Origin of the sequence: Alteromonas sp. M12, from assembly GCF_037478005.1 — a bacterium.
GTDB classification, from domain to species: Bacteria; Pseudomonadota; Gammaproteobacteria; order Enterobacterales; family Alteromonadaceae; genus Aliiglaciecola; species Aliiglaciecola lipolytica_A.
In genome coordinates, this window is record NZ_CP144164.1 from 1,946,022 (window position 1) to 1,964,128 (window position 18,107).

Below are 18,107 nucleotides of genomic sequence, written 5' to 3' on the forward strand. Positions count from 1 at the left end.
TATTTAATTTGGAGAAAAATATGTCACTAACTACTCAAGAAACTGCACAAATCATTGCTGACTTTGGTGTTAAAGAAGGCGATACAGGTTCACCTGAAGTACAAGTTGCTTTATTGACAAACAATATCAATAAATTGCAAGGTCACTTTGCTGATCATAAGAAAGACCACCACTCTCGTCGTGGTTTGTTACGTATGGTTAGTCAACGTCGTAAGTTACTTGATTACCTTAAAGGTAAAAACGTAGAGCGTTATCAAGATCTTATCAAACGTTTAGGTCTACGTCGTTAATTCGATTAGATACTACAGAAAGGCGCTTGAAAGCGCCTTTTTTGATCCAGCTTGAAAAATTAGCTATTGTTTTTTGCTTTCCAATTGACTGAAAAATTCCTCTCGCTCGCTTTCCGACAAAATACCAACAAAAGGGGAGTGGCGTCGTAATTTATTCATTTGTTCATTCACAGTACAAAGCTGCGAAACCAAACTGGGCATGTTATTTTTAAGTTCCAGTATTGACCACCAATCTAAATATACTCCGCGATAAATTAATCCTGCTTTAAATCGTGATTCTAGCTTTTCTTCAACCAATTGAATCAACTCGGGAAACTGCAATAGTTTTTCGCCAATACGCTGGTGAATAGCCAATAAATTATCATCAATGGCGCTAGGTTGTTTGCTACCACTTCTGCCTGTTCTCATGGGAAACTCTCGAATCGAATTGATTTCAACTACTGGTTTTCATCTAATAAAGGTGCAAGCATAGACTCTAATCCGTTGAGTTTTATTTCATACATCAAAGCCAATTGCTCCCCCAGTTTTCCTTCTGGAAATCCTTTTTGGTGAAACCACACCAAATAAGGCTCAGGTAAGTGCAGCAGTTTTCGTCCTGCGTATTTACCAAATGGCATTGTTTGGTTTACTGCTTGTTTTATAACTGTTGGATCAAACATTAGGGCGCTTCATTCTAATCGTGGTGTTCTGAGTTTTGCTGAGTATCCCAAAGCTTCTTATATAAGCCATTTTGGTTTAAAAGCTCGGAATGTGTACCTTGTTCTACTACAGCTCCATTATCAACCACTACAATTTTATCTGCGTCAATAATGGTTGAAAGACGATGGGCAATCACGACACTTGTGTGTCCCTGCGAGACTTCTTTGATGGCGTCTAAGATTGCTTTTTCTGACTGACTGTCTAATGATGAAGTGGCTTCGTCAAAGACTAGAATAGGTGGTTTTTTAAGTATAGTTCTAGCGATTGCTATCCGCTGTTTTTCGCCACCAGATAGTTTAAGTCCACGCTCACCTACTTGGGTCTCAGCACCTTTGGGTAAGCTGTCTACAAATTTTCTTAAATGGGCTAAATCAATGGCTTGTTGAACTTCGTCATCTGAGGCTGTCGGTCGACCGTATCGCACGTTTTCAAATATGCTGTCGTTAAATAAAACGGTATCCTGCGGCACTATACCAATGGCTTTTCTCAAGGACTGTTGTGACACTTGACTGATATCTTGATTATCAATCAGTATTTTTCCCGTTGTTACATCGTAGAAACGAAACAATAGCTTAACTATCGTTGATTTTCCTGCACCGCTTTCACCCACAACGGCGATTTTTTTCCCTGCATCTATACTGAATGATAAATTATTCAGAATAGGACGATCATTGTTATAACAAAACCCAACGTTGGAAAAGGTTATTTGTGCTCCAGATACCTTTAAATCACTGTCTTTATGATTATTTTTAACTTCGGGGGACTTTCCAAGCAGAGCAAATAAATTTTCGATATTTGCCAGTGAGCCTCTAATTTCACGGTACACAAATCCCAAAAAATTTAACGGCATAAATATCTGCATAGTGAATGCGTTTATTAGAACAAAGTCACCAATTGTCATAACGCCATCTGCAACACCATATGCAGCCATTGCCATCATGGCTGTCATTGCGATGGCAATGATCAATGCCTGTCCACCATTTAGTGCAAACAGTGATAATCTATTTTTACGTCTGGCACTTTCCCAACCAGCTAAGTCCTTATCATATCGCTCAGCTTCATACGCTTCGTTATTGAAATATTTTACCGTTTCATAATTCAGCAGGCTATCAATGGCTCGTGTATTGGTGCTGGAATCAGCAAGGTTCACTTCACGAACATATTTGGTGCGCCAGTCAGTGGCTTTCATGGAAAATATCACGTAGAACACTACTGACAATAGAATGACTATGGCGAAGTTAAAGCCGTAATTATAGAACAACAAACCTACCACCATGGCTATTTCTATTAGCGTTGGCCCAATATTGAATACCATAAAGCGCATTAGGAAACTTATTCCGCTAGTGCCTCTTTCTATGTCTCTGGTGAGTCCGCCTGTTTGCCTATTGAGGTGAAAATCTAAGTCGAGGCTATGCAGATGCTCAAACACACGTAAACCGACTCTGCGCATCGCTCTTTCTGTAACTCTGCCAAAAAGGGTATCTCTTATTTCACCAAACAAAACGTTGGCAAGGCGCAATGTGCCATAGGCGATGATCAGTGCAATAGGCGCTAGAATTAATTGCTCGGTTTTTGAGTTTAGACTATCCACAGTGTGTTTCAGTACGAAGGGAAGCCCAACACTGGCTACTTTAGCTGCAACTAAACAAAGAAACGCGAGTAAAACTCGTTGTTTAAACTCCAATAAATAAGGCCAAAGTTGCTTGAGGACCAGCCAGTTGACTGGGGTATCGGGATCAATTGGTATTCTTCGTGAACGCATATTGCTGCTGCACAGATAAAATGTTCAGGTAGTTTATCAGAAAAGCTGGTTAACTTAATCCTGGTTTTCTAGCAAACGGCATGAATTTATAGCTTGTTGGTGGTAAATAGAATGCTGGATTAGGCACTCTCGTGCAGCATCTCTCTTACCTTTTGATAACGCTCAAACTGTTCATCATTTAGTTCGCCGTTTTCTATCACCCTAATACAATTATCGATAAGTTTTTGAATTGAAAGGTCAGCTCTATTGGTATTTTCATTCATGGTAATGGCTTGTAGTAAATTTAATGCAATAGCGATATTTTTTGGCATAACCGTAAAGGCTTGTCTGAAAACTCGTAAGGCATCTTCAAGATCCCCCCGTCTGTAAAAAGCGACTGCTGAATTGTTAAGCTCTTTGGGAGTTTGTTTAATAGTGGATCGTTCCAGTTTCTCTTGTCTAACATAGTGTAAAAATAAACTGCCTTGCTTTTCGTCCTTCTTACAACGTTGTTCGATCACATCCATGATGTTGCTTGATTTTTCGTAAAGTCCTAACTCATGAAACGCTTTGGCTTTGTCTAACAGGGCATCCATACTTTCTAATTCCCAGTTTTCTTCTGCAAGCTGATCAAGCAGGGCTTTGGCATTTTCTTTTTCATCTTGTAAATAAAGTAATCGGGCATCAATCACTTTAATTTGGTCATGTAGTTCCGCTTTGGGGAATGCAGACTTGAATTGTTTTACATATTCATTAGCTTGTTTAAGTAAGTTGTAGGTTTCACTTTCATCTGCTGTCATGGCAAAGTCAATACCGGCTCGCGCAACGTTTAGATAGTTTTCTGGCTTATCGTGAATGGAATCTTTAGCAAAACGTACAATCTTTTTGGCGGCATCAAATTGGGTTTCGTAGTCATGGGTAATGCGCGATAAATCCAAGGCGGTTTTGTGGCGTCTGATGTTTCGAGGTGAGATTTCAGTTGCCATCACAACGCACTCGAGAGCGACATCAAAATCTTTTTGTTTGATATGCAGAGCTGATAATAAATCGTATGCGGCTAATTGCGAATCGGATTTAAAGGCTAATTCCAGGACTAACTTTTCCGCATCATCATCTTCATTGAGTCGAATATGGGCGTTTACTAAGCCTAACTGCGCCCACGTGAACGATTGCACATTGATTATTGCTTGATAAAACTCTTTTGCTTGCTCAAAGTGACCGCAGGCTAATAGTAACTCTCCTTTGGTTTTAAGGGCCAGAGGAAAAAACTCAGCGTTTTTGGGCTCGGATAAAAATAATTCAACTTCAGCCAGTGCTTTGGAAAGCTGACCTTTACCCATAAAACGATAGACTTTTTTTAACGCTCGTTTTCTCACTAACACTTTTGTTAAGCGTCTATCCAAATCATTTACTGTAAAGGGCTTGGCCAGAAAGTCATCGGGTTGCAACTCGACAATGCTGTGAACTAAATCAGAGGTGGTGTCAGCACTGATAAAAATAAATGCGGTGCTTGGTTCTAGCTCGCCATTATGTTTTAGCTGATCGTAAAGGTGATAACCATCGTGATCTTTCTTTAAGTTGTATGAGCAAATTATAAGATCGTAGTGCTCATGCCTGATTTTATTCAATGCATGTTGAGCTCTATCCACATAAGTAATGTTATTAAAGCCGAGTTCTTCTAAGGAATATTTCATATATCCTTTTGCTAAAACTTGATCATCAACGACTAGTACTTTTGTCTCTTTCGATATTTGGGGATTCATAAGCGAGTAAATTTGCAAACAGATACTTAGGTTATCGTACTTTACGGCAATTTAATAAGGGCTTTTTGTTTTCTTAAGCGAAATCTTTGGAGGTGAATCAAGGAAATAACATGATTTGTTGCAAAAGGATTTAATCACAGAGCAGGGGAGGCAATGCCAATAGATTCCCCAAAGGAGTAATTCAGCAGCTGAACGGCTATGTAAAGCTTGAACTAAGGTACTGTTGATTTAAATTTGTAAATAGAGAAATAGAGAAATAGAGAAATAGAGAAATAGAGAAATAGAGAAATAGAGAAATAGAGAAAGGGTGGTGGACGCTACTGGGCTTGAACCAGTGACCCTCGCCTTGTAAGGGCGATGCTCTCCCAACTGAGCTAAGCGTCCATATTTTCTTTCTTACTGTGCTGAACCACTGATCCTCGCCATTCTTTTGTAAAAGGCGGTGATGCTTGCTCTTTTTTCAACTGAGCTAAGCGTCCATTTAAACTTTGAAACATTGTAGAAAATTGGTGGACGCTACTGGGCTTGAACCAGTGACCCTCGCCTTGTAAGGGCGATGCTCTCCCAACTGAGCTAAGCGTCCAATTTTCTTTTTTACTTGCTGTGCTTGGCAAGTGGAGCGCTATTATAGATATGCGACTTAGACTGTCAACCCTAAACTATAAAAATATTGTTTAAATGGCGATTTTCTATCCATTACGTAGTTTTGCCGTGCGTTTAATGTACAAAATGGCTTAAAAATCTCATTTATCACTTATTAGTTTCTAAAATTGGTTTTTTTTAGTCTACGTAGACTGGTAAACTTCGCGCACTTAATTAAAAAGGAAACAATAATGTCCGTGATCACCCGATTTGCCCCTAGTCCCACCGGTTATTTACATGTAGGAGGTGCCAGAACTGCACTTTACTCATGGTTATATGCCAAGAGTAAAGGAGGTAAGTTTGTCTTACGGATTGAAGATACTGACATTGAGCGTTCTACCCAGTCGGCTATCGATGCCATTTTGGAAGGAATGGATTGGTTAGGTTTGGATTACGATGACGGACCTTATTATCAAACTAAACGATTTGATCGCTATAAAGAATTGATCGAACAGTTGCTCAGCGAGGGGAAAGCTTATAAGTGTTTTATGAGCTCAGCGGAATTAGACGATATTCGCGAAAAGCAAATGGCCGCGGGAGAAAAGCCTCGTTATCCTGGAACATGGCGAGATAGAACGGATCATCCTGAAGGACAACCTTTTGCTATTCGCTTTAAAAATCCACTCGAAGGTAAAGTGGTCATCAACGACCATATACGAGGAAAGATCGAAATTGCCAATGCTGAATTAGATGATTTGATTATTCAGCGCAGTGATGGAACCCCCACTTACAATTTTTGCGTAGTAGTAGATGATTGGGATATGGGAATTTCTCATGTGGTACGTGGCGAAGATCATATTAATAATACGCCTCGTCAAATTAACATCTTAAAAGCATTGGACGCACCTGTGCCCGAATATGCTCACGTATCGATGATTTTAGGAGATGATGGAAAAAAATTATCAAAACGACATGGTGCCGTGGGTGTTATGCAATACAGAGATGATGGTTATCTACCTCAAGCCCTGTTGAATTACCTTGTTCGTTTAGGTTGGTCTCATGGTGACCAAGAAATATTCTCTAAACAGGAAATGATTGAATTATTTGATTTAGATTCAATCGGCCAATCAGCTTCTGCATTTAATACTGAAAAGCTTATTTGGTTGAACCAACATTACATTAAAACGCTTCCTGCGAATGAAGTAGCTGAACACGCTAGATGGCATTTTGAACAACAGAACATAGACTTGTCTAATGGACCTAAACTTGAAGCTGTTATTGAAGCGCAAGCCGATCGTGTAAAAAACTTGGTAGAGTTGGCACAGATTAGTCGATATTTTTATGAAGAGTATGAAGAGTTCGACGCCAATGCCGCGAAAAAACATTTACGGCCAGTTGCTAAAGAAGCGTTGTTATTAGTAAAAGAAAAATTATCTAATATTGATGACTGGACGCCTGTATCAATTCAGAACGCAATTAATGACACTGCGCAAGAATTAGAGATTGGAATGGGTAAAGTCGGCATGCCGTTGCGTGTGGCCGTTACAGGGGCAGGGAATTCGCCGTCACTAGACGTCACTCTAAATCTGTTAAAACCTGAACAAATTGCTCAACGAATCGACAAAGCGCTCATTTATATAGCAAACAGAGAGAAATCATAAAAAAATCATAAAAAAATCGTTGACATGAAAAGGTCTGATGCCTAGAATGCGCCCCGCTGTCAAGGAATGGTAGCTAGCTAAAACAGCTTAGCCACTAGTGACATAAAGCACGGGGCTATAGCTCAGCTGGGAGAGCGCTTGCATGGCATGCAAGAGGTCGGCGGTTCGATCCCGCCTAGCTCCACCAATATCATGGATTGTTTACTACCACCTAGGCCAGTAAGCATTAGATATGACAAGAATTTGTTTTGTAAGGCGTTTTAAGTTGTAGGGTGGTTCACCATCCAATAATGTCGCTCCTCTCGCAGGCTCGACTCGCCTTACAGAAATTTATCGAAGCTTGCTTCGATAGGCAAAATTTCTGTCCCCATCGTCTAGAGGCCTAGGACACCGCCCTTTCACGGCGGTAACAGGGGTTCGAATCCCCTTGGGGACGCCATTTTGAATAGAGTATAGGATGTACTCGGTGGTCGGTAACGGCAACAAGGAACGCTTAATTCACACTCCTGGGCGAATTAAGTAAATAGTAGTGATAGAAAATTGTTTTTGTAAGGCTCGTTATAGTTATAGGGTAGTTCACTATTCTATAATGTCGTTCCTCTCGCAGGCTCGACTCACCTTACAAAAAATCTCGGAAACATGTTTCCGAAGGAAGATTTTTTGTCCCCATCGTCTAGAGGCCTAGGACACCGCCCTTTCACGGCGGTAACAGGGGTTCGAATCCCCTTGGGGACGCCAATTAGAAAAACCGCACTTTTTAGTGCGGTTTTTTTATGTCTGAAAAATAATAGGTAAAGTGGCTGACATTTTTCATGGCTGTCCACGCTATCAGCATCCAGGATGACAGGATCTAAAAGGTCAATGGGACATCTGATGTGTATCCAATTGCTAATTTGCACAAATATCTATGCTGTAGCATATTAGGTGCAATTCGAATTTATTGGAAAATAGCATTGAATCCATTGAATTGGATAGGCAATAAAATAGCGCACTTTCTACAAAAGCCTAGCCCAACCTATCGTAGTGAGACCACTTGCGAGCCTGATGCTTTATTAAAAACCCTCAAAAAAGGCGATGTGCTGTTGATTGATGGTGTAAGTAGGGTGAGCACCGCAATTAAATATTTAACTCAGTCTACTTGGTCACACGCGACGCTATGCATAAGCGACCAATACGGTATTGAAAATCCAGATATTGCTAAAGTCCATTTACTCGAAGCTGATGTTGTGGAGGGTGTCAGGGTGGTAAATTTACAGGAATATGTGGATCAAGGGACAAGAATTTGTCGGCCAGTCAGTCTCAATCAACAGGATATTGACAAAATTGTAGACTATGCGAGACAAAGAATTGGGCATCAATACGATACCAAAAATATTCTCGATTTAGCTCGTTATTTAATCCAAACTCCGCCGGTACCTGTGGGGTGGAGGCGGAATATGTTGTCTCTGGGGAGCGGAGATCCGACTAGAGCAATTTGTTCTTCATTATTGGCACAAGCATTTCAATCAATTGGTTACCCCATTTTGCCACAAAAAATTACACGGCCTCAAAGTACGCTTGTCAGATCTAAAATAAATCATTTTTTCCAATCTAGGCACCACACACTTTTTGTACCTAAGGACTTTGATATATCACCATACTTTGCCATTATAAAGCCGACTATCGAATTACATTTTGATCCTTATTCGTTTAACTGGGTTTCTGAATCCGAATTAAAACAAGAAAATCAACAGCCAACTGTTGTAAAAGATTAACAGGAGACAACCATGCTTGAACTTAGGCCAAATTGTGAGTGGTGTGATAAAGATTTACCCCCTGAGAGCACCGAAGCCTGTATCTGTACTTACGAATGTACTTTTTGTCAGAGCTGCGTCGATTCTGTATTGCTGAATGTTTGTCCAAATTGTGGAGGTGGTTTTAGCACAAGACCAATAAGGCCAGCGAGGCCTTTTAGGCTAGGGGTTAGCCTACAAAGTCATCCAGCCTCTACAAAGCGCGTTAACAGTCCTTATTCAAAAGAGGAAATTGAGGCATTTCGGAAAACTGTAGTGACCAAATAAGAGTAATGAAATTACAATCCAAAAACATCAGTTCTCCTTGTATTCGAAATTGTTGTTTAGACCAACATGATGTTTGCTTGGGATGTAACCGTAGCCTAGAAGAAATTTTAATCTGGGGGAGTGCTGATGATGAGCAAAAAATAAATATATTATTAAATACTCAAAAGCGTGAAAATCAACGTAATAAAGTACCAAATAACAGATCATAAAAGCGCCATTTTTGCTACAATCCGCCACTTTCTGTTTCCCTAAAATTTAATTAATTGAAATGAAAATTGTGTTAGCGCCTATGGAAGGCGTGGTTGATCATCTAATGCGCGATATGTTGACTCAAGTCGGCGGATTTGACTCGTGTGTAACTGAATTCGTGCGTGTGGTAGATCAACTTTTACCGACTAAAGTATTCTATCGTCTATGCCCTGAATTACATCACCATGGATTAACACCTTCAGGTGTGCCAGTAAAGGTGCAACTGTTAGGGCAAGAACCTGATTGGCTGGCGGAAAATGCGGTTAGAGCGATTGAATTAGGTTCTCATGGTGTGGATTTGAATTTTGGCTGTCCCGCCAAGACTGTCAATAAAAGTAAAGGCGGAGCAGTACTTTTAAAAGAGCCTGAAGCTCTTTATAAAATCGTTTTGGCAGTGCGTGAGGCGGTTCCTCAACAACACCAAGTGACAGCCAAAATGCGCTTAGGTTTTGAAGATAAATCTTTAGCGATTGAAAATGCTCAGGCTATTGAAGCCGCAGGGGCCAGCAGTTTAGCGATTCATGCGCGAACCAAAACTGAAGGATATAAACCGCCTGCTTATTGGGAGTGGATTGCCAAAATACGCCAACAAACGCAGATCCCTATTATTGCTAACGGTGAAATTTGGTCGAAGGCAGATGCAATCCTTTGTCAGCAGCGTTCTGAGTGCCAGGACATTATGTTGGGACGAGGTGCGTTAGCTTTGCCTAATTTAGCTCAAGTTATACGACAGGATGCTAGTAAGATGACGTGGGAACAGGTTAAAGCACTACTGTTAAGCTATTCAGGATATGAAATATTTGGTGATAAAGGTCGTTATTATCCGAACCGTATAAAACAATGGTTAGGCTATTTAAAAGTGCAATATCCAGAAGCTGAAAGCTTGTTTATGCGTATTCGGTCAATGACTAAATCAGCCGATATTGTGTCTGTTCTGCAGCACTATCAAGACAGTGATGTTTTTAGCTAAAAGATATTTTTTAACAACAATTATTATAGGTGATTTGAAATGGCATTGAAGCCGACAATTTATAAGTTTCGTATTTCGTTGGCTGACATGGACAGGCATCATTATGATAATTTGAGTTTAATAGTGGCACAACACCCATCTGAAACAACGCAGCGGATGATGGCTAGAATTGTTGCTTTTTGTATTCATGCTCAAGATGGACTGGAATTAACCAAAGGATTAAGCGAAACCGCAGAGCCGGACATTTGGGTGAAACAGCCAAATGATGACATAAGTTTATGGATAGAAATTGGTGAGCCTGACGCAGAAAGAATTAAAAAAGCTACTCGTTTGGCCTCTAATGTGATTGTTTATAGTTTTAATACTAAGTCTGATGTGTGGTGGCAGCAATCAGCCACAAAATTTAAACAGCTAAATGCAAAATTCTATAGATTTGATTGGCAACACATATGTCAACTTACTGAATTAATTGAAAGAACAATGGATATAACAGTTACCATTGCAGATCAATCTGCATTCATCGCCACAAATCTAGGTGAATGTGAAGTTCCTTGGGATGAACTTCAGGCAGGTTAATTGCAGTATCTTCAACAACTGGTATATTTAATTCTAAGAAAACTCGCTCTGCTTTCTATGTTCTAGATTTTATTTGGATTAACAATAAAAGCTGGGCAGGGTTTGACCATCCGTTATCGATAAAAACAACAATAAACGAACTTACTTTTTGGCAGGAAATCATGAAAATACTATCTACCTACGCAGGGGTCTCCCTAAGCGTTTTGGCTAGCGTGTTATTAGCTAGTTGTGATGCAGAACAACCAGAAAAAGAACCGCCAGTTACCCTGAATAAAAATCCATTCCCTAGTACTTATCAAGCGATGGACAGTGAACCGACTTTAATTACAAATGTGCATATTCTCGACGGTGTTGGTGGTTACATTGAATCCGGTTCCGTATTTATAAGCGATGGTAAAATTAAGGCGATAGGAAAATCAGTTAGTGCGCCAGATGGAACTAAAACCATTGATGGTAAAGGGCAATGGGTTACCCCTGGGATTATTGATGTACATAGCCATTTAGGCGTTTATGCCACACCCGATACAGCTTCTCATTCTGATGGCAATGAAATGACTAATCCAGTAACAGCCCAAGCTTGGGCGGAACATTCAATATGGCCACAGGATCCTGGTTTTCATCGAGCGCTTATTGGAGGTGTCACCAGTTTACAAATATTGCCAGGCTCTGCCAATTTAGTGGGGGGCAGATCGGTAACCGTTAAAAATGTGCCCAATCGAGTGATTCAAGATATGAAGTTTCCAGGAGCTCCCTACGGCATCAAGATGGCCTGTGGAGAAAATCCAAAACGTGTATATGGCAAAAAAGGTGGGCCCGGCACACGAATGGGTAACGTAGCAGGGTATCGACAAGCTTGGGCAGATGCACAAGACTATAAAAATAAATGGGATCGATATTATGCAGAGTACGATCAAGGTAAGGATCCTAAAGTTCCAAAAAGGGATTTAAAGTTAGAAACCTTAGCTGGTGTGTTGGATGGTGAAATCATCGTTCATATGCATTGTTATCGTGCTGATGACATGGGCACAATGCTGGATGTAATGAAAGAGTTTAACTATCAAATTGGTTCTTTTCATCATGCCGTTGAATCTTACAAAATTGCGGATCGTTTAAAAGAAAACAATGTTTGTTCTTCAATGTGGGCTGACTGGTGGGGCTTTAAGATGGAAGCTTATGATGGTATTCAAGAGAATATCCCTATGGTCCATGCTGCTGGGGCCTGCGCCATAGTGCATTCTGATGACGACAAAGGCATTCAACGTTTAAACCAAGAAGCAGCTAAGGCCTGGGGAAATGGTAAGCGAGTTGGAATTGAGATCTCACAAGCTGATGCGTGGCAGTGGCTATCTGCAAATCCTGCTAAATCATTAGGAATATTTGATCAAACAGGTTCATTGGAAGTAGGTAAAAACGCCGATTTAGTACTATGGAGTACAGATCCGTTTTCTACTTATGCTAAAACCGTCAACGTATACATTGATGGAGCCCTTGCTTTTGATCGTAACGATCCAAGTAGTTGGCCGGTAAGTGATTTTGAATTAGGACAACCAGGTGAAGGAGACAGCAAATGATTAACTTAAGTAAATTACTTTCTTTAGCTGTGTTGGCGGTTTCCGTTGCTAGCATTTTTAATAATAATGCGATAGCAAAAAATATTGCGATTGTTGATGCCACAGTTCACACCATGACAGAGCAGGGCACATTAACCAACGCTACCGTATTAATTAGTGAAGGTAAAATTCAGACGATTTTAACCGAAACTCCTGCGTTGACCGGCTATGAGATTATTGATGGTAAAGGCAAAGTAGTCACACCTGGTCTGATTGGTGCCTATACGTCTTTGGGATTGGTAGAAGTAAGTTCCTCTGCAGGAACAGTAGACAGCAGTTCTTCTGACAATGCGATTAGCAAAACCGGTGCTGCGTATGACGTATCTTATGCACTTAACCCTAATTCTTCGTTAATGGCTATATCTCGAATTGAAGGAATTACCTCAGCAGCGACAAGCATGAACAGAACTGGACAATTGTTTACTGGACAAGGTGCAATTATTACCCTTGGTCAGGGCAGTTCAGCACTAATGAAAAAGTCCGCTTTTGTCTCTACTGGTGTCGACAATGGCGCTGCAAATAACAGCGGCGGCAGTCGAGCTGCGTTATGGGTAGCTTTGGAACGAGCTTTAGATGAGGCAAGCTATGTCGATGGTAAAACGTTCAATCCTCAATCCCCGTGGTACGGTATAAGCAGTCTTGATGATGCAATCGCCTTAATACCTGTTATAAAAGGCGATATTCCACTAATGATCGCGGCTCATCGTGAAGCGGATTTGTTGCAAGTGATAGCGTTGAAAAAACGTCATCCTAAACTAGATGTTGTAGTTCTATATGCAACTGAAGGTTGGAAAGTGGCTGAACAATTAGCGCAAGCAGATATTGCTGTTATTTTGAATCCTGAATCGAATTTACCGTACGAATTCGACCAATTAGCTGCAACAATGGAAAACGCTGGTCGCTTGCAAAAGGCCGGTGTAATTATTGCTATTGGTATGAACACCCACAATATTCGTTTAGCCAAGCAACATGCTGGAAATGCTGTTTCTCACGGCTTACCTTGGGATGCAGGCCTTGCCGCGTTAACAATTAACCCAGCCAAGATATTTGGTATAGACGACAAAGTTGGTAGTCTGAGCAAAGGCAAACAAGCTGATGTGGTGGTTTGGTCTGGCGATCCGATGGAAGTTGCTGAGGGTGCTGAAGTTGTTATCATTAATGGTGAGTTAGTTGAAATGACATCTCGTCAGACAAAACTGCGTGATAGGTATTTGCAACCTTCTAATGGCAAAAGTGTGCATTACACCAGACCATAAATTGTTATCTCTGACTCGTGCGTAGTATGGGTTGGTAATATAGTAATTTAAACACAAAATAGAACTTTAGATGTGACCCCCAATAGTTGAAAAATCCGAAGACTGGGGGTCTTTTTTATGGCTAACCCGCACTTATTCTTCAAGTTTTTTTTGCGCCTTTCCTACATCTTTAATCTTTAACAGCAAATATTCATTTTTTGGATACCGTTAAACTGCTCTGCAGCAGATTTATTGGAAATAATCATATCAGACGGTCACCAAACTTTTTATAAGGTACTCTTTAAATTAAGTGCTGATATTGATTTGAGCAATATTTCACACCTCAATTTGGTTGATGAACTTCAATACTTGGTGTTTTATGATACGCACTCTTTGTCGCTGGCAGCAAAAATACGATTATGGGTTATCAATTGTTTTTTATTGGGTTGGATAACAAAGCTTGAAGCTGGTTATTTGTTACTTCAGTCTTAAATCCTTAATTCATTGTTCCAGTATTTGATGTGATTTTGATTGGGACATGACTAAATGGCCAATTGAAATACAGTGGTTTCTTTAGACCAGTTTAACCGTGCATGCTAACGAAACTCAATTAATCTGGCAGTGTACTTATATTCGGTATTTATCCTATGTCTATTTATAAGTAAGCTGACCTTTTTCTATTTGTTATTGAATAGCTAATTCATAATCGCTTAAACAGACTTTTTGAGAATGTTTAGTCATTAATTGCATTACATTCTGCAAATTAAATTTGAAAAGTGTCAACGCTATTTAGGGCGGGTTAGGGTCATAAAAAAAGCCCGCGATTGCGGGCTTTTTTAATTTTTGAAATAACTAACTAATTATTGAGCTTCAACATCAAGAACAGTTAGTGCATTTTCATCTCCGTTTTCATCTTTATATATGACACCACCAACATAGTTTTCACCACTTTGCAGTCCATACATACCGACATAAACGTTACTTGTACGACCATTAACAGCTCGTGAAGATGCTCTAACAGTCATTTTTTTAGTACCAGACTCATCGACAGTCCAGACGTGTAATGGAGCGAGAACACTGTCTTCGCCACCCAATGAATAACCGTGTACAAACACGACATAAATGTCACTATTTCCTAGATTAGCTAAAGGCTCAGGATCAATTAAGACAACAGATTCATTCGATGTAGCGGTTAAACTAGAGCCAACTTCTGAACAGCTAAAACCTGGACAAGCATAAACATATAAGTCCAAATCAACATCAGCAGTGGCTTGATCTTCGTCATAAAGGGCGAATTTAGCTATGCGAGTACCTTCTGGCACGTCTACAAAGTAAAAACCTAAACTACCTTCATTGAAAGCGAATTCTTGGTCAGCATCCTGATAAACGGTATCTACAAATACATCAGCAGTATCTAGGCCAATTCCTTCAGCATACAATCTGCCGTTATAACCCATTTCCGCTGATAATGTGACCCGTGCAACAGAACTTGTAGTAGTCATGTTTACAGTCTCAGGAGCGATAACTCTAAGTGGAGCTGTTGGTTTTATAGCGATTGGACTGCGAACATCGTGACTTCCATCACTCCATGTTATATCACCAAATACCCATTCATCCTCTACTGCACTGTCATTTTTAGTAAAGGTCAACTGATAAATACCCAGACCACTATCGTTGAAGCTCATAGTATCTGAATCAACAATTGTTCCTGTGGCAAAATCGTAAACACTTACAGTGACATCAACACCTTCTGGAGCGTTAACTGTAGCAACGTAGCTATCAGAGTCACTTACATTAGTCACATAACGTGTAATGGTTTGCGTGTCTGCTAGTTGTTCAATTGCAATGGAAGCAAGATTGAGATCACTGGCATCAGTTGGGAAACCAGCACCCTCTAATGCTGCACAAGCACCTGGGAAGTAATCTGATTCTACGAATGCTTGTTCACCTTGACCACATAAAAACGCATAGTAGTCATTAAAATTAGCATCGTAAACAAGACCAGGATCAACCGCTGAATTAGGATCAACATGACCTGCTCCATAATCAAATGGATCAGCAGCAGTTAAACCATCTTCTTTAGTTAGGTTTTGTCTTGCAGTCGTCATTATAGCTGATTTGACCGCAGCAGGACTCCATGTCGGATGAGCTTCTCTAACTAAGGTAGCTAAACCAGCAATGTGCGGTGATGACATTGAAGTACCACTTAGATAAGCATAGCTTTCACCCATCTGTCCGCTGTCGATTTGAGAACCGGAAGTCCCCGCTAGAATCTGCTGTCCCGGGGCTGTGATATCAGGTTTAATGATATCTGCTGTTGCTAGACTTTCACCACGTGAAGAGAAGCCGGCCATCTGATTGCCAATTTGTGGAATTATGCCACCAGAAATACCATCATTGGTTAAGGTAACACTTACCACCATTTCATCTACTAAATCTACTAATTCCAATCCATCAGAATTAGAGATCATCACACCAGGAATATTGATTCCAGTGCTTTCACCGCCCATGACGATCGCTTCAGCAGTTGAATAAACAACCACCCCGATTGCGCCGGCTTCTTGTGCATATAGAATTTTTTCTGAAAATGCACATGAACCTCTGGAAATTAAAGCGATATTTCCGTCAATTTCTTCAGCATTTGTAATTGGATTATTACCAGTAAAAATATCTGGATCTTCGTCACACATGAATACTGGAGATGTCGCTACCAATTGACCACTAAGACCTTCGTCAGGAATTGGAGAAGTAATTGAACCACCTAATGAATAATATGCGTCATTCGTATCGCCATAACTCACATTAAGAGATTTCCCTACAACCTCTGCATCTCCATCGTATGTTGATGCGCCAACTGTCGTTACCCATGGAACATTATGGGCAACAGTTTGTGCGCCAGGGCCAGAGTTACCAGCAGAAAGTGAACTAAATACTCCGCCTTGAGCTGCATTGAAAAATGCAACATGAACGGGATCGACTAAGGTCGTTGTACTTCCACTGATAGAATAGTTAATAACATCTACACCATCCGCAACTGCAGCATCAATAGCCGCTACAGAATCAGTTGGGAAACATCCGCTATTACCTTCCGCACTGCCATTCCAACAAACTTTATAGGCAGCGACACGAGCTCTTGGCGCCATACCTGTTACTGTACCGACATCTAATCCTAAAATTTTTGCTGAGACATTTTCATTCCCGCCCGCTGTAGTTATGGTATGTGTACCGTGACCGTCGGCATCTCTAGGGGAATCAAATTCACCAGGTAAGATAGATTCAGGTGCGAAGCCTGAATTAAAATAACGTGCACCGATTAATTTGTTATTACAACTAAACAGTGGATCAGTACCTACATCACAAGCATCCTCAGGAGCTGGCCATTCAGGTCGTGTCTCCTGGATAGGGTCAAAACCGGCGTCATCTAAACTGGGGTTTTCTGGCCATACACCGGAATCTACTACCCCAATAATCATGTTTTCGCCTTTATTGCCTAAAGTATGAAGTCCACCAGGCGCTGTCAATCCTAAAAAACTAGGAGTGTTTGATGTATCCATATGTCTTACTTCATCTGGCCATATGTTCAAAACTTCTGGATTACTTTTTAGTTTAGCAATTTGTGTTTCTGTTAAAACTGCCGCAAAACCATTGAACGCATGCTCATAGGTGTAAATTGCTTCAGTTACACCAACACTACTCATTACCTGTCTTTGTTTGTTAACTAGTTTATTGCGATACGTAATTGAAGCGACAGAGTTGGCATCATATTTTGCTGTGTTCAAGACACCATCTGCTTTTAACGGGATGCCAGTTGATTTGACTCCACTAATGGCGGGTTGGTCTTTTAACTGAATAATGTACCTAGAGGTTGTTTTTAAATTATGAGAGGTTGAACCATCTAAAGTGAGTAAACTGCGGTCTGAATTAGATAATGCCAAAGCACTATGCACAGACATCGCCAAAAAGCACCCGGTTCCGAGCACTGTTAGCTGTTTGCGTAACATAGAATCTTCCTTTATTGTTTTATAATTATGAGCAGCGTTTTACTGCCTACGTTTAGAAACGTTTTCCAAACTTCTTTGGTTTGGTAACTTGACCAAGATGGCCAAATCTAATCTTTACACCATCAAAACGTCTTTTATTTTTGATGTGGTCGTAAATTAGACTTTGTATTCAAGCAAGAAACATTCCCCCTATATAGCGTACTGATATATATAATAATTTTAATCGCTAGATAAAAGACGAATCAAAAGTTGTTAAAAATGCTGACAGAGGATTGATTGTTCCATGTACGATTGATGGTTGATTTTTATAAATAAATTTAAACAGCTCTCAAAAATTACGCTAAAAGCTATTGCGTTATAGTTATCGCTCTATATTCAGCGCTATTTAATTACTGATAACTATAAATATAGGTTAAATTACGAAAACATTAAAAAAGTACTTGATCTTCGGATTATGGTCTGTAGAATGCGCGCCTCGCTTCGGGACAAACTTTAAAGAATGTCTCTTCTTAATAGCCTTTATAAGAATATTAAGAGCAAGCCGCAAGGCAAGTGTGAAGCGGGATGGAGACGATTTAGCGATTTGAAATAAATTCAAAAAAACTAAATAAAAACGTTGACATCAAATACCGGAAGTGTATAATACGCCTCCCGCTTGAGAGAGACCTAA

14 protein-coding genes and 5 tRNA genes are annotated in these 18,107 nt (G+C 40.2%); 12 read left to right on the forward strand and 7 right to left on the reverse strand.

Features of this window, described 5'->3' with window-relative positions; translation table 11 throughout:
• Positions 1 to 20 precede the first annotated feature (20 nt).
• Complete coding sequence (gene rpsO / locus VUI23_RS08370; RefSeq protein WP_216047418.1) at positions 21 to 290, forward strand: 30S ribosomal protein S15; 270 nt, start codon at positions 21 to 23, stop codon at positions 288 to 290.
• A gap of 63 nt (positions 291 to 353) precedes the next feature.
• On the opposite strand, the gene VUI23_RS08375 is transcribed toward rpsO, so the two are convergent.
• From VUI23_RS08375 to VUI23_RS08400, 6 genes are all read right to left on the reverse strand, one after another.
• Complete coding sequence (locus tag VUI23_RS08375) at positions 354 to 698, reverse strand: hypothetical protein (protein ID WP_216047419.1); 345 nt, start codon at positions 696 to 698, stop codon at positions 354 to 356.
• Positions 699 to 727: 29 nt separating this feature from the next.
• A complete protein-coding gene (locus tag VUI23_RS08380; protein ID WP_216047420.1) occupies positions 728 to 949 on the reverse strand; it encodes a DUF3820 family protein in 222 nt (73 codons plus the stop codon).
• 14 nt (positions 950 to 963) lie between these two features.
• Positions 964 to 2,751 (reverse strand): ABC transporter ATP-binding protein/permease, encoded by a 1,788-nt coding sequence (locus tag VUI23_RS08385; RefSeq protein ID WP_342807772.1) that lies wholly within the window; start codon positions 2,749 to 2,751, stop codon positions 964 to 966.
• Positions 2,752 to 2,870: 119 nt separating this feature from the next.
• Positions 2,871 to 4,493 (reverse strand): response regulator, encoded by a 1,623-nt coding sequence (locus VUI23_RS08390; protein ID WP_342807774.1) that lies wholly within the window; start codon positions 4,491 to 4,493, stop codon positions 2,871 to 2,873.
• A 308-nt stretch (positions 4,494 to 4,801) separates the two neighbouring features.
• Positions 4,802 to 4,877: transfer RNA gene (locus VUI23_RS08395), tRNA-Val, on the reverse strand.
• Between the two features lie 123 nt (positions 4,878 to 5,000).
• Positions 5,001 to 5,076: transfer RNA gene (locus VUI23_RS08400), tRNA-Val, on the reverse strand.
• 250 nt (positions 5,077 to 5,326) lie between these two features.
• On the opposite strand from VUI23_RS08400, the gene gltX reads away from it, so the two are divergent.
• The 11 genes from gltX (at position 5,327) to VUI23_RS08455 (ending at position 13,457) form a co-directional block, all read left to right on the forward strand.
• Positions 5,327 to 6,736 (forward strand): glutamate--tRNA ligase, encoded by a 1,410-nt coding sequence (gene gltX / locus VUI23_RS08405; protein WP_216048746.1) that lies wholly within the window; start codon positions 5,327 to 5,329, stop codon positions 6,734 to 6,736.
• A 111-nt stretch (positions 6,737 to 6,847) separates the two neighbouring features.
• A tRNA-Ala gene (locus VUI23_RS08410) sits at positions 6,848 to 6,923 on the forward strand.
• Positions 6,924 to 7,099: 176 nt separating this feature from the next.
• Positions 7,100 to 7,175 (forward strand) — tRNA-Glu (locus VUI23_RS08415).
• Positions 7,176 to 7,398: 223 nt separating this feature from the next.
• Positions 7,399 to 7,474, forward strand: a tRNA-Glu gene (locus tag VUI23_RS08420).
• Positions 7,475 to 7,689: 215 nt separating this feature from the next.
• Entirely contained in the window at positions 7,690 to 8,490 is an 801-nt protein-coding gene (locus VUI23_RS08425; RefSeq protein ID WP_216048747.1) for a YiiX/YebB-like N1pC/P60 family cysteine hydrolase, read from the forward strand.
• 12 nt (positions 8,491 to 8,502) lie between these two features.
• Entirely contained in the window at positions 8,503 to 8,796 is a 294-nt protein-coding gene (locus VUI23_RS08430) for a DUF1272 domain-containing protein (RefSeq protein WP_216048748.1), read from the forward strand.
• 5 nt (positions 8,797 to 8,801) lie between these two features.
• Positions 8,802 to 9,005, forward strand: coding sequence for a DUF1289 domain-containing protein (locus VUI23_RS08435; RefSeq protein WP_216048749.1), 204 nt, complete (start codon positions 8,802 to 8,804; stop codon positions 9,003 to 9,005).
• A 59-nt stretch (positions 9,006 to 9,064) separates the two neighbouring features.
• Positions 9,065 to 10,015: a tRNA dihydrouridine(16) synthase DusC gene (gene dusC / locus VUI23_RS08440; protein WP_216048750.1), complete on the forward strand. Its 951-nt coding sequence runs from the start codon at positions 9,065 to 9,067 to the stop codon at positions 10,013 to 10,015.
• 39 nt (positions 10,016 to 10,054) lie between these two features.
• Positions 10,055 to 10,591 (forward strand): YaeQ family protein, encoded by a 537-nt coding sequence (locus VUI23_RS08445; protein ID WP_342807776.1) that lies wholly within the window; start codon positions 10,055 to 10,057, stop codon positions 10,589 to 10,591.
• Positions 10,592 to 10,752: 161 nt separating this feature from the next.
• A complete protein-coding gene (locus tag VUI23_RS08450) occupies positions 10,753 to 12,162 on the forward strand; it encodes an amidohydrolase (RefSeq protein ID WP_342807777.1) in 1,410 nt (469 codons plus the stop codon).
• The gene (locus VUI23_RS08455; protein WP_342807778.1) at positions 12,159 to 13,457 is read left to right on the forward strand and encodes an amidohydrolase family protein; all 1,299 of its coding nucleotides are present in this window, start codon (positions 12,159 to 12,161) and stop codon (positions 13,455 to 13,457) included. Before VUI23_RS08450 ends, VUI23_RS08455 begins: the two co-directional genes overlap by 4 nt.
• Positions 13,458 to 14,296: 839 nt before the next feature.
• Here VUI23_RS08455 and VUI23_RS08460 read toward each other — a convergent pair.
• Positions 14,297 to 17,437: a S8 family serine peptidase gene (locus VUI23_RS08460; RefSeq protein ID WP_342807780.1), complete on the reverse strand. Its 3,141-nt coding sequence runs from the start codon at positions 17,435 to 17,437 to the stop codon at positions 14,297 to 14,299.
• Positions 17,438 to 18,107: the final 670 nt, after the last annotated feature.